The organism is Rhizobium sp. SEMIA4064 (assembly GCF_003025035.1).
GTDB classification, from domain to species: Bacteria; Pseudomonadota; Alphaproteobacteria; order Rhizobiales; family Rhizobiaceae; genus Rhizobium; species Rhizobium paranaense.
The window spans coordinates 214614-226846 of sequence record NZ_PYJN01000022.1 but is presented as its reverse complement, the minus strand read 5'-3'; the positions used below and the strand labels follow the sequence as shown (position 1 = coordinate 226846).

14 protein-coding genes are annotated in these 12233 nt (G+C 59.9%); 6 read left to right on the top strand and 8 right to left on the bottom strand.

The genetic code is table 11. From position 1 onward, the window contains the following. Positions 1-12 precede the first annotated feature (12 nt). Positions 13-1002 carry an Ldh family oxidoreductase gene (locus C9E91_RS18365; RefSeq protein ID WP_107109700.1) on the top strand — a complete coding sequence of 330 codons (990 nt, stop codon included), beginning with the start codon at positions 13-15 and terminating at the stop codon, positions 1000-1002. A 265-nt stretch (positions 1003-1267) separates the two neighbouring features. Here C9E91_RS18365 and C9E91_RS18360 read toward each other — a convergent pair whose 3' ends face one another. The 7 genes from C9E91_RS18360 to C9E91_RS18330 all read right to left on the bottom strand — a co-directional run bounded on the left by C9E91_RS18360 (position 1268) and on the right by C9E91_RS18330 (position 5792). After that, the gene (locus C9E91_RS18360) at positions 1268-2593 is read right to left on the bottom strand and encodes a glucoamylase family protein (RefSeq protein ID WP_107109699.1); all 1326 of its coding nucleotides are present in this window, start codon (positions 2591-2593) and stop codon (positions 1268-1270) included. A gap of 158 nt (positions 2594-2751) precedes the next feature. Next, entirely contained in the window at positions 2752-3063 is a 312-nt protein-coding gene (locus C9E91_RS18355) for a TetR-like C-terminal domain-containing protein (protein WP_280951180.1), read from the bottom strand. Positions 3064-3143: 80 nt separating this feature from the next. Continuing rightward, positions 3144-3500 carry a type II toxin-antitoxin system HicB family antitoxin gene (locus tag C9E91_RS18350; protein ID WP_107109697.1) on the bottom strand — a complete coding sequence of 119 codons (357 nt, stop codon included), beginning with the start codon at positions 3498-3500 and terminating at the stop codon, positions 3144-3146. Continuing rightward, positions 3497-3676 carry a type II toxin-antitoxin system HicA family toxin gene (locus C9E91_RS20015; protein ID WP_280951179.1) on the bottom strand — a complete coding sequence of 60 codons (180 nt, stop codon included), beginning with the start codon at positions 3674-3676 and terminating at the stop codon, positions 3497-3499. Before C9E91_RS20015 ends, C9E91_RS18350 begins: the two co-directional genes overlap by 4 nt. Before the next feature lie 131 nt (positions 3677-3807). Further along, complete coding sequence (locus C9E91_RS18340; protein ID WP_107109695.1) at positions 3808-4371, bottom strand: TetR/AcrR family transcriptional regulator; 564 nt, start codon at positions 4369-4371, stop codon at positions 3808-3810. A 10-nt stretch (positions 4372-4381) separates the two neighbouring features. Next, the gene (locus C9E91_RS18335; RefSeq protein WP_107109694.1) at positions 4382-4846 is read right to left on the bottom strand and encodes a nuclear transport factor 2 family protein; all 465 of its coding nucleotides are present in this window, start codon (positions 4844-4846) and stop codon (positions 4382-4384) included. Between the two features lie 82 nt (positions 4847-4928). After that, the gene (locus C9E91_RS18330) at positions 4929-5792 is read right to left on the bottom strand and encodes a DMT family transporter (RefSeq protein ID WP_107109693.1); all 864 of its coding nucleotides are present in this window, start codon (positions 5790-5792) and stop codon (positions 4929-4931) included. A 106-nt stretch (positions 5793-5898) separates the two neighbouring features. Between C9E91_RS18330 and C9E91_RS18325 the strand changes: the two genes are divergently transcribed. Further along, the gene (locus C9E91_RS18325) at positions 5899-7317 is read left to right on the top strand and encodes an aminotransferase-like domain-containing protein (RefSeq protein ID WP_107109692.1); all 1419 of its coding nucleotides are present in this window, start codon (positions 5899-5901) and stop codon (positions 7315-7317) included. 63 nt (positions 7318-7380) lie between these two features. Here C9E91_RS18325 and C9E91_RS18320 read toward each other — a convergent pair whose 3' ends face one another. Beyond that, the gene (locus C9E91_RS18320; RefSeq protein ID WP_107109691.1) at positions 7381-7665 is read right to left on the bottom strand and encodes a hypothetical protein; all 285 of its coding nucleotides are present in this window, start codon (positions 7663-7665) and stop codon (positions 7381-7383) included. Between the two features lie 239 nt (positions 7666-7904). On the opposite strand from C9E91_RS18320, the gene C9E91_RS18315 reads away from it, so the two are divergent. The 4 genes from C9E91_RS18315 to C9E91_RS18300 all read left to right on the top strand — a co-directional run bounded on the left by C9E91_RS18315 (position 7905) and on the right by C9E91_RS18300 (position 12233). Then, complete coding sequence (locus tag C9E91_RS18315) at positions 7905-8561, top strand: response regulator transcription factor (protein WP_107109942.1); 657 nt, start codon at positions 7905-7907, stop codon at positions 8559-8561. Beyond that, the gene (locus C9E91_RS18310) at positions 8558-9937 is read left to right on the top strand and encodes a sensor histidine kinase (RefSeq protein ID WP_107109690.1); all 1380 of its coding nucleotides are present in this window, start codon (positions 8558-8560) and stop codon (positions 9935-9937) included. The genes C9E91_RS18315 and C9E91_RS18310 overlap by 4 nt, the downstream gene beginning before the upstream one ends. A gap of 170 nt (positions 9938-10107) precedes the next feature. Beyond that, positions 10108-10791, top strand: coding sequence for an MtnX-like HAD-IB family phosphatase (locus tag C9E91_RS18305; RefSeq protein ID WP_107109689.1), 684 nt, complete (start codon positions 10108-10110; stop codon positions 10789-10791). A gap of 20 nt (positions 10792-10811) precedes the next feature. Then, positions 10812-12233, top strand: coding sequence for an aspartate aminotransferase family protein (locus tag C9E91_RS18300; RefSeq protein WP_028751404.1), 1422 nt, complete (start codon positions 10812-10814; stop codon positions 12231-12233).

Here is a 12233-nt window from a genome sequence, read left to right as displayed (position 1 = left end):
AGGTTCCTCCCCATGTATCTGTCGCTCGCCGAGGCCGAAACGCTGGTTGCTGAGGCGCTGCGGCGAAATCGGGTCAGTCCCGAAAACGCCCGTTCGGTGGCCGTTGCCCTCGTGGCGGCGGAGGCGGCCGGGCAGAGTGGGCACGGTCTGCGCCGCGTGCCCGCCTATGCCGCACAGGCAAAGATCGGCAAGACCGACGGCTTCGCCAAGCCGCAGCTCGTTCGGCCCTATCCTGCTGTGCTGCGCATCGATGCCGGCAACGGCTATGCTTATCCGGCGCTCGACCTTGCCGTTGCCGAGCTTTCGGTCATTGCCCGCGAGCAGGGGATTGCGCTCGCGGCCATCAGCCGTTCGCATCATGCCGGCGTCATGGGCCTCACCGTGGAGCGTTTTGCCGATCAGGGGTTGGTGGCCCTGATGGTTGCCAATGCCCCGGCTTCCATGGCGCCCTGGGGCGGCAAAAGACCTGTCTTCGGCACCAACCCGATCGCCTTTGCCGCGCCGCTTCCCGATGACGAGCCGATCGTGATCGATCTAGCGCTTTCGAAAGTGGCGCGCGGCAAGGTCATGGCCGCCCGGCAGAAAGGGGTGCCGATCCCGCCGGATTGGGCCTTCGACCACAGCGGCAAGCCGACCACCAATGCCGAAGAAGCCTTGGCCGGCACGATGATTCCCGCTGGCGATTCGAAAGGAGCAGCCCTCGCCCTCATGGTCGAGATACTGGCGGCTGGCCTGACCGGTGCCAATTATGCCTTCGAGTCCTCTTCGCTCTTCGATGATCAAGGGGCGCCTCCGGCACTCGGCCATATGATCATCGCGATCAATCCGGCAGCCACGAGCGCCGTCGACACGGCGCAGCGGCTGGCATTGCTGGCAAGCGAGATCACCCAAGATCCCAATGTCCGCCTGCCGGGTCGGCGCGGGCAGACGGCGCGGCGTCTTGCGCTAAGTGAGGGCATCGACGTCGAGGACGCAGTGATTGCCGCGATAGAGAGGCTTTGAACCGCCGACGGTGATGGTCGGGTGAATGTATTTTTTGCCGCGCTCTTGTGCACGGCCCCTCACCCCAGCCCTCTCCCCGCAAGCGGGGCGAGGGAGCTATCGCGCAAACAAGGCGCTACATGCATGAGGCTTGTACGCGTGAGAGGGTATTTGCTTGACTCGATCGTCCCCTCGCCCCGCTTGCGGGGAGAGGGCTAGGGTGAGGGGCCAGGCACATGGCTGCGACATTGATAGAGATGCCTGACGTTCACCCGCGATCCAAAGCTCAGGCGATCGCCGGCGCTGCCTGCTTTTCGTCCAGCCAGCCGCCGGTAAAGCCGGCGCGTTCCAGGCCGCGGCGCAGGATCGGCGATTGCCGCATCAGGTTCCAGATCAGCCCGGTGCGTTCGTTTTCGATCATCATGACGAGCAGGCCCTGATCGATGGCAACCGAACGGTCGTCGACCCAGCCTTCCGGGCCGGGACCCCTGACGCTCGGGTTGAAGCCACCGGGAAAGCGGCCGTCCAGCAACAGGTTCGGATAGGTGGCAAGGATAGCCCTGGTGCCATCGAGCGCGGCTTTGCGGTCGAACGGCAGACAGGATAGCGGCCCCCAGGGCGCAATCGTACCGTCGTCGGGACCGAGCGGCGCACCGCGGGCGGCATAGCCGAGAACCTTCGGGCTGTAACGCCGGCTGTGCTTGGTGCCCGTCGGGTTCGGGCCGTCGCAGGCCGAGAGCCCCCAGATGTCCTTAGCATAGCCGATGAAGTGGCCGGGGTTGCGGTCGGTGTAATCGCGTTGAACGGCGATGGCCGTCTGGGTGTTGCGGAAATAATCCGTATCCTTGTCGGCCACATGCCGGTCGGCAATGCCGCGAAAATCGATCCAGGCGTGCGAGAAGAGATGGATGAACAGCGGCCCGGCATAGAGATAGGGCGTGTCCTTGAACATCATCCAGGTATAGGTCGAGGCGAAGGCGTCGTAGCTCGAGGACGGCACGGAATGGGTGGTCGAAGCGAGCGCCAGCACATAAAGGAAGATCGCCTCGTCATAGCCCTGATAGCGCCAGCGCAGGAAACCGCTGCTCGGCTTCCAGCCCATGCTGATCGTTTGGCCCTTGTTCAGGGCCCAATGCCAATCGCAGCGCTCGTAGAGAAACTGCGCCTGCTTACGGATGTCCACTTCGTCCTGGTCGGGGCCGTTGAAATAGGCAGCCGCCGTCAAGACGCCAATCAGGAAAAGGCCGGTATCGATGGTCGAGAGTTCGCTGTTCCAGGCGCGGTTGCCGGTCGCCATATAGAGGAAGTGATAGTAGAAGCCGCGATAACCGGTGGCGCCGCGTTCTTCGCCCTGTTGGCTTTCGGCAAAGAAATTGAGTGTGGTCAGCACGCGCTCTGCCGCTTCCGCGCGGCTGATCCAGCCGCGTTCGACGGCGACGGGGTAGCTCGACAGTGCAAAACCAACGGCGGCGATGCTGCAGTGGCTCGTCTTGATCGACGTATCCGCCACCAGCCCGTTTTCCGGATTGGTGTAGAGCATGAAATAGTCGAAGGCTGAACGTTGCAAGCGATCGATCAGCACATCGTCGGCTTCGTTGGTCTGTTGCAGCATTGTCTGATCCATCTCCTCGGCGCCCCCCGTTTCTGCTGAGCACAAGAGCTCGGACAGTTGCAAATCAAAGATGATTGATGCTGCCACGCTTTTGTGGACGATTGTTTAAGATGGAAACGTCCGCCGGATATACCGGCAGGCGGCCGCCTCCAGAAAGCTCAATCATCGACAAGACGAATAGCCGCGAGCACTGCGTCCAGCAAACCATCGGCCGTTTCGTCGCCGGGAAGCGATCTGATCATGCCGTTCAGACGTCCCTCTAGCCGGAGCATAGCGAAGCCATGCACCAGTGACCAGAGGGCCGTCGCCTGTGCCGCCATCTTCAGCGGCGATGCCGATGTGTCTGATGTGCGGGCCTGGACGGCGGCCATAAGCGCCTGGCGCGCCGCGAGGGCGGCGCTTGCCGGTGCGGTAAGATTTACGGGGTGGTATCCGCAGCGCGTGCGGCGGCAATTGGCGGGACAGTAAATGCTCGCGCGCTTTTCGTCTTACCGAGCATGAGACATCCTGTTGTTTGGCTTAGCGGGAAGCCGAGTTTGGTTCTGGAAACTTATCCGGCCCGTCGAGTCTGACCTGCCTGCTCGGCGGCTTTTTCAAGGGTTTCTTCCGCCCACTGATTCAGGCTCTTGCCGGAAAGCTCGGCAGCCATGGCGGCACGACGATGAACTTCCGGGTCAACTCTGAACATCATCTTGCCGGAATAGGGCTTTTGCGGCTCCTTACCAATCTGATGACACGTAGCGACATAATCATCGACTGCCTCGTGAAAGGCTCTCTTAAGTTCGGTGACGCTTTCGGCATGAAAGCCGATAACGTCGGAAATGCCGGCGATCTTGCCGAAAAAGATTTCATCTTCATCGTCATATTCGATGCGGGCGTGATAGCCCTTGTAACTCATGGTGTTCACGGCCTTACTCCGATTTGGATCAGAAATTCTCTGGCATCACGAACTTGATATCGCTTGGCTTCCTTGTCCGGATGGGGGCGATGAAAGCTCGCAACCGCGCCATCTTTTTCGAACTTCACGCGCGAGCCACTTCCTTCGATGACATTTGCGCCTGTTGCGATGAGAAGACTTTCGATATCGGCCCAATCAATCGTGCCAGATATCGGGTTTCTGAAAACCGCGGCAAAAGTTCTGATCTGCTTGCTATTTATGCTAGCAATATAGAGGATGCTAGCAGAATATGCAAGCGGTAGGTTGAGTGCATAGCTCAGGTCAACCTAGCCTCCACCCGCTCCCTCAGCCTTTGAAGCGTCCGCCCGAAAATCCCATCGTCCCCGAGCGCTCTCGCGAGTGTCAGCGCGCCTTGGATGCCGACAACCGCTTCTTCGGCGAGCGCATTTGCTTCCGCCGTCGTGACGCATGCTCTCATCAAAGCGCCGGCAAGCGCTTCGATCCAACGGTAGAAATAGGCCTGGATCGCGCCTGCGAAACGGTCGCGTGTTTCGTCGAGTGCGAAGGCGCCGATGAGGCAGATGCGGCGGCCGGAGCGGAAATACGTGTCTGTCGTCTCCCACATGCGGGCGATGGCGGCGCGCGGGTCGTCCTCTTCGAGCGGCTTGAACATCTCGTTGACGAACCAGGCGTCGATGTTGGCCATGATCTCCGCCGCCATCTCCTCCTTTCCGCCGGGGAAGAAATGATAGAGGCTGCCTTTCGACAATCTGGTGCGCGCCGTGATGTTGCTCATCGATGCGCCCTCGTAGCCGAGTTCGCGAAAGACTTCGGCGACGAGGGTTATGGCATCCGATTTTTCGAAGATGGTGCGTGTCATCGCCTTCGTCTTAGAGCCCGAGATCGGACAGTCCCGGATGATCGTCCGGGCGGCGACCGAGCGGCCAATGGAATTTCCGATCTTCTTCCTTGATCGGCATGTCGTTGATCGAGGCGAAACGGCGCTGCATCAGGCCGTCAGCGTCGAATTCCCAATTCTCGTTGCCATAGGAGCGAAACCAGTGACCGCTGTCGTCGTGCCATTCATAAGCGAAACGCACGGCGATGCGATTGCCGTCGAAGGCCCATAGCTCCTTGATCAGCCGGTAATCCAACTCCCTGGCCCATTTGCGGGTGAGGAATTCGATGATTTCCTTGCGGCCGCGCGGAAATTCGGCGCGGTTCCGCCACTGGCTGTCTTCGGTATAGACCTTCGAGACACGTTCAGGATCGCGGCTGTTCCAACCGTCTTCAGCTAGGCGGACCTTGGCGATCGCGGTTTCGCGGGTGAACGGCGGCACGAGTGGGGTGGCCATGGCTTGCTCCTTTTAGACCGATGTAGCCACACTAGACCGATCGGTTTATAAGAGCAAGAGTGAGTTCAGCGCCTTCAAGAGGCTATCGCGCGAATTTCTTTGCACCGACGACGCAGCAGACAACGCCAAGGGTCACCGCAAGCATTGACCAACTGACGCTTTCCTTCAGCAGCGTGGCGGCGAGCGCCAAGCCGAAGAAGGGCTGCAGCAACTGCAATTGCCCGACGGCAGCAATGCCGCCCTGTGCCAGTCCGCGATACCAGAAGACGAAGCCGATCAGCATGCTGAAGAGCGAGACATAGATCAGGCCGATCCAGGCTGGCTCGCCGATGCCACCGATCGCCTGCGGCATGGTGAACAGGCAAAGCGCGATCATGACCGGCAGCGACAGGACCAATGCCCAGGAAATAACCTGCCAACCTCCCAGCCGGCGTGACAGCACCGCACCCTCGGCATAGCCGAGCCCGCAGACGAGGATTGCCGCCAGCATCAGCAGATCGCCGACCGGCGAGGCGGAGATACCCTGGGCGAGCGCATAGCCGCAGACGATGGCGCTGCCGATGGCGGAAAATAGCCAGAAGGCCGGCCGCGGCCGTTCGCCGCCGCGCAATACGCCGAATATGGCCGTGGCCAGCGGCAGCAATCCGATGAAGACGATCGAATGCGCCGAAGTGACATGCTTGAGCGCCAGCGCCGTCAGCAGCGGAAAGCCGACGACGCAGCCCAATGCCACGACGGCAAGGGGGATGATATCGCTGCGAACGGGCCGTTTCTCCCGAAAGGCAAGCAGCAGGCACAGCGCCAGAATGCCGGCGATTGCGGCGCGGGCGACCGTCAGGAAGACGGGATCGAAATCCATGACCGCCACCCGTGTTGCCGGCAATGAGCCGCTGAAAATCAGCACGCCCGTCATTCCGTAGATCCAGCCGCTTGTCGTCTTGTCCATTGCGATGCTCCAAGTTTGCTAGCCGGTATCGACGAAGTCGGCTGGTCATTCCAGAGACGGTGCAGTACAATTTCCGCAAACTGTTATGGTATGAGGTGCAGTACGGATGAACGATGTCATCGTCATGAAAGCGGCCAGCGGCACGCGTATCCAGGGTGTGATGGCGGCGATTGCGGATCGTATCGCCGCGCGCAGCCTGGCGCCGGGTGCGCGGCTTCCTTCGGTGCGCAGCTTCGCCAAGACGATGCAGGTGTCTGTTTCCACCGTGGTCGAAGCCTATGAACGGCTGGCGGCCGAGGGCGTCATCCGCTCGCGGCCCGGTTCGGGTTTCTACGTCTGCGGGCCGCTTGCGCCGCTTTCTCTGTCGGAGATCGCTCCCCGGCTCGAACGCGATGTCGATCCGCTCTGGATTTCGCGGCAATCGCTCGAGGTGGACGACGGTGTTCTGAAGCCCGGCTGCGGCTGGCTTCCGCCCTCCTGGATGCCGGAGGAGGCGTTGCGTCGCGCGATGCGAAGCCTGGCGCGAAACGGCGGCAGCGGCATTCTCACCAACTATGGGACGCCGCTCGGTCTGCCGCCTTTGCGGCAGCTTCTGGCTCGGCGCATGGGTGAGCACGGTATCACCGCGTCGCCCGATCAGGTCATGCTCATGGAATCCGGCACACAGGCCATCGATCTTCTCTGCCGGTTCCTGCTCGAACCCGGCGATACCGTGCTGGTCGACGATCCCTGCTATTTCAATTTCCACGCCCTCTTGCGGGCGCATAGGACCAATATCGTCGGCGTGCCCTTCACGCCGACGGGGCCGGATATCGAGCTGTTCGCTCAGGCGCTCGAAAGATATAAGCCGCGCCTCTACATCACCAATTCTGCCGTTCACAACCCGACCGGTGCCGCATTGTCGCCGGTGACGGCGCATCGCCTGTTGAAGCTGGCGGACGCTTCCAACCTGATCATTATCGAAGACGATATTTTCGCCGATTTCGAGCACATGCCAGCGCCACGGCTTGCCGCCTATGACGGGCTCGATCGGGTGATCCATATCGGCAGTTTTTCAAAGACGCTGTCGGCCTCGGTCCGGTGCGGCTTCATCGCGGCCCGGCAGGATTGGATCGACAGCCTTGTCGATCTGAAGATCGCCACCAACTTCAGCGGCGGCCAATTGGGGGCTGAGCTGCTGTTTGCGGCCCTGAAGGACGGAGGCTATCGCAAGCATATCGAGGCGCTGCGGGTCCGGCTTGCCAAGGCCATGAGCGAAACCATCTCCCGATTGGAGGCAATCGGCATCACGCCTTGGCTGAAGCCGCAGGCCGGCATGTTCCTTTGGTGCCGGCTGCCGGAGGGCCTGAATGCCACTGGCATCGCCCGCGCCTGCCTTGCCGAAGGCATCATCCTGGCGCCCGGCAACGCCTTCAGCCAGAGGGATACGGCAAGCAATTTCCTCCGCTTCAATGTCGCGCAATCGACGGATGCCCGCATTTTCGACGTGCTGGCGGCGTCGATGCGGAGATTGGGGTCTGGATGATCGGCGGCGTAGCTGCTCAGGTCCCGGGCGATGACGATCCGGCCGGCGAGACTGCCGGATGTGTTACTTGTGCAGCATCTTCAAAGCTTCGAGAAAATAGCTGTCGGCGCCGGAATAGTCGTCGGCCTTGCAGCGCTTGAGACCTTCGGCCACCAGTTCGCGTGCCCGCTTTCTGTCGGCGGGGCTAACCGTCGATGTCTTCAAGCCCTCATTGATGCTGTCCACCATTTTCGCGCATGGGGCGGAATTGTTGTTTCCCGTGGTTGCGGCGTTGGCGCCCAAGACGGTGAAGGCAAGGGCGAAGGTGACGGAGATGAGCGACGGAATGACAAGAGCGAGCGTTTTCATATCCCGGCATCCTCAGCTCCGTCCGCGATCTACGGACAGGACATAAAAAGCAAGCGTCTCTGGGTATGGCCTGACGCCGGGGAAGAGATGGGAAAGACAATCGGACACTAGGAAGCAGCTCGGATAGGCTCTTGCAGGTCTTGCTGAACTCAAGCATCACATTATACCTCTGCCACAAGGCCGCTTCAATTGCGGTTCACATCGGCTTCATAATCCCCGTTGACCAGACGAGATCGACCGTGCGTGTTCTGCTTGTTGAAGACGACAATATTCTTGGATCATCCCTCAAGAAGGCTTTGGAGAAGCATGCCTACGGCGTCGATTGGATGCGCGATGGCGAGTCCGGTCTCGAAGCCGCACAGCATTCGCATTTTGCGGCGGTCATTCTCGATATCAACCTGCCGCAGCTCAATGGCATGGAGGTGCTGAGAGGCATTCGGCAGCGGGGCAATGCGGTGCCGGTTCTGCTGCTGACAGCGCTGGATGCGGTACGGCAGAAAGTCGAAGGGCTTGATGAGGGCGCCGACGATTACCTGGTCAAGCCGTTCGATCTTGACGAGCTGCTTGCCCGCCTGCGCGCGCTGATCCGCCGCCGCGACGGGCGGACCGAAAGCCTCATTCGATGCGGCGATGTCGAGGTCGACCCATCGGCGATGGTCGCCCGCAAGGGCAATGCGCAGGTCCATACCACCGCCAAGGAATTCCATCTGCTGAAGCTGCTGATGGAGCGCAGCGGCCGATACGTGACCAAGAATGATATCGAATATGCGCTCTACGATGCCGAGAACACCGTCGAAAGCAACGCCATCGAGGTGACGATCTATAATCTGCGCAAGAAACTCGGCACCGATTTCATCAAATCGATCCGCGGCGTCGGCTACATGATCGAGCGATGAGCACCTCCACACTAACCCGCAAACTCTTCTTCAGGATCGCGCCGGTCGTGGTGGTGACGATCGTGGTGATCGGCGCTTTCGCGTTCAACAGTGCGACGCGCGAGATCAACAATATCTACGATGCCCAGCTCATCGACGATGCGAACGTTATCTGGAGCTTGCTGCGCCGCCCTCTGGAACTATCGCCCGACCGCTCTCCGAAGAAGATCGACGATATCGACTTCAACATGGACAATCAGCTAGCCTTCAACGAGGACGCTGACGATTATGCCGACGCTCACATGTTTCGCGCCTGGGTGGATGGCCGCATCCGCTTTTACAGCAGCACGGCCTTCATGTCCGACGTGCCGCAGCAGAAGGTCGGCTTCACCACCATTACCTACCGTGGAGAGGAGTGGCGCGTCTATTCGCTGCCGATACCGAACACGACCATCGTCATGGAGATCGGCGAAAAGATTGCCCTGCGGGAAACGCTTGTCTCCAACATCCTGCTCAATCTCTTCTTTCCGCTGCTTGTTCTCGTGCCGGTCATCGGCTTTCTCATCTGGCTCGGCATCAACAGCGGCTTGCGCACGATCCATGGGCTGGTACGCCAGATCCGCACCCGGTCGCCCGACGATCTCTCCGCCATCCCTGTCAAAGATCTGCCGCGCGACCTGTTGCCGCTCGGCCGCTCAATCAACCAGCTTCTCGAAAAACTCGGTCATTCATTGACACTCGAGCGGCGCTTCTCTGACCTTGCGGCACATCAATTGCGCACTCCGCAGGCCAGCGTGAAGCTGTTGCTGCAGATGCTGGGCAACAGCGACAGCGAGCAGGAGAGGCAGACGATCATCGCCGATCTCGTGGCCAGCAACAATCGCGCCATACATCTGATTGAGCAATTGCTGCGGCTTGCCAGGGTAAGCCACCATCCCCTCAATCCGACGTCCGTCACGCTCTATCATATTGTGGCGTCGGTTCTGGCGGAATTCGGCAATATCATCACCAGCCGGCAGCTCGATGTCTTGCTTGATGGCGACGAGACGGCGCAGGTCAAAACAGATGAATCGCTGCTGCGCATGATGATCGGCAACCTTTTGGACAATGCCATCAAATATACGCCCGTCGGCGGCAAGATCGAAGTGGTGATCTCCTCCGAAAGCGCACTCTGGCGGATATCGATCAGCGATAGCGGACCCGGCATTCCACCCGATGAGCGGGCGGCGGTCTTCCAGCGATTCTACCGGCTTAATACGCTCCACACCGAAGGGTCTGGCCTCGGTCTTGCGATCGTCGCCGATACGGCTGACCGACTTGCTGCATCCATCCAGCTATCGACGCCGCGTTGGGGCACGGGCCTGCGGGTCGACCTGCGGCTGCCCAAAAACCCATAAAGCGCCCTCTGCACCTTCCCTTGAATATGCGATTCTCATAGCTGGACGGGTTCAGCTTTTCACGGAATCTTGAGCCGCTCCATTTTTCATTTTCGCATCATCCTGCCCTCATGCCTGGCTCATCCGTCGTTGTTAAACGCAACTTCAGGATAAGGCGAAGGGATATTTTCATGCAGGTGTTTTGCGATTTTGATGGAACCATATCCATCGAAGACGCGACGGATATGGTGTTATCCCGTTTCGCCGGCTCCGAATGGGAAGATATAGAACAGCAGTGGAAACGCGGGCTGATCGGGTCGGCCGAGTGCATGCGCCGGCAGATTGCCCTCGTGCAGGCAAGCCGGAAAGATCTCAATGCTCTCCTGGACGAGGTGTCCATCGACCCCGGCTTTGAGGACTTTCTCTCATACTGCAACCGCAGTGATTTGCCGGTGACGATCGTCAGCGACGGTGTCGACTATTTCATTCGCCACATCCTGGCGCGTCACGGCATCGACGACCTGCGGATAATCGCCAACGTCCTCACCTATCGCTTCGCTCATGGCCGAGAATTGTATTCTCTTTCTCCGTCGCTTACGGCAGCCGGATGCATGTCCGGTTCAGGCGTCTGCAAATGCCGGGTTGTCAAAGGCACCGAACTGCAGATCTACATCGGCGATGGGCGAAGCGATTTCTGTGTTTCCGATAAGGTCGACCTTGTCTTCGCAAAAGCCAAGCTCGCCGATTATTGCGAGGACCAGGGCATTCCCTATGTCGGCTTCGAAAGCTTCGTCGACCTGCTTCCAAAGATGAAAGCCATTCTTCCGAGCGTCGCCCGGGGACCCCGCGCGCTGCTGCAATCCAAGATCGCATGAACTAGATCAAGAGGCATTTAATGAAAACCAATGTAGTCGAAGCCTTCAGTGGCGAGATGGAGTCGCACGTCAAATCTGAGGCGGAGTTGCGTGTCCTTGAAGAGACCTATTGCTCCCATGGCGATACGGTCCACTACACAGCAAAGCCGAAATTCTTCGAGGAGTGCGAAGGCTCTTATGTCTACGACAAGGCCGGGACGCCGTTCCTCGATCTGCAGATGTGGTATTCCGCCGTCAATTTCGGCTACCGCAACGAACGCCTGAACGCCGCCGCACACCGTCAGCTCGACCGGCTGCCGCAGGTCGCTTCGCAATATCTGCACCGTGAAAAGGTGGAGCTTGCGGCGATGATCGCCCAGGATGCCGAGAGCAAATTCGGCCACAAGGGCCGCGTCCATTTCAACGTCGGTGGCTCGCAGGCCGTCGAGGATTCGCTGAAGCTGGTGCGCAACTACACCGGCGGCAAGAGCCTGATGTTCGCCTTCGAAGGCGGTTATCACGGCCGTACCCTCGGCGCTTCGGCGATCACCTCCAGCTACCGCTACCGCCGCCGCTACGGCCATTTCGGCGACCGCGCGCAGTTTGTTGAATTCCCCTATCATTTCCGCGGCCCGAAGGGCATGTCGAAGGAAGAATACGGGCATCACTGCGTCCAGAAGTTCGCCCGCTTGTTCGAGAGCGAATACAACGGCGTCTGGGACCCGAAGGCCGGCAAGTCCGAATATGCCGCCTTCTACATCGAGCCGATCCAGGGCACAGGCGGCTACGTCATTCCGCCCATGAACTTCTTCGTCGAACTGAAGAAGGTGCTGGACGATCACGGCATCCTGCTCGTCGTCGACGAAATTCAGATGGGCGTCTACCGCACCGGCAAGCTCTGGTCGATCGAGCATTTCGGCGTTTCGCCCGATGCTCTCGTCTTCGGCAAGGCGATCACCAACGGGCTCAACCCGCTTTCAGGCGTCTGGGCAAGGGAAGAGATGATCAATCCAGAGATCTTCCCGCCCGGTTCGACACATTCCACCTTCGCCAGCAACCCGATGGGGACCGCCGTGGCTCTCGAAACCATGAAGATGTTGGAAGAGGAGGATTTCGGCGCGGCCATCATGGCCAAGGGCGCCTATTTCCTCGATGGGCTGAAACAGTTGCAGAAGCGCCATGCCATTGTCGGCGAAGTCGACGGTCTCGGCTTGGCCTTGCGGATGGAGATCTGCAAGGACGACAGCTACACGCCGGACAAGGCGACGATGGACTGGCTCTGCGACGAGGGCATGAAGGGCGACATTCAGGTCGGTTCCAAGATGTACGGCCTCGTGCTCGACGTCGGCGGCTACCACAAGAACGTCATCACCTTTGCGCCGAACCTGCTCATCACCCGCGAGGAGATCGATCTGGCGATTGCACTGCTCGATCAGCTTCTCACGCGCGCGGCCCGGAGGTAA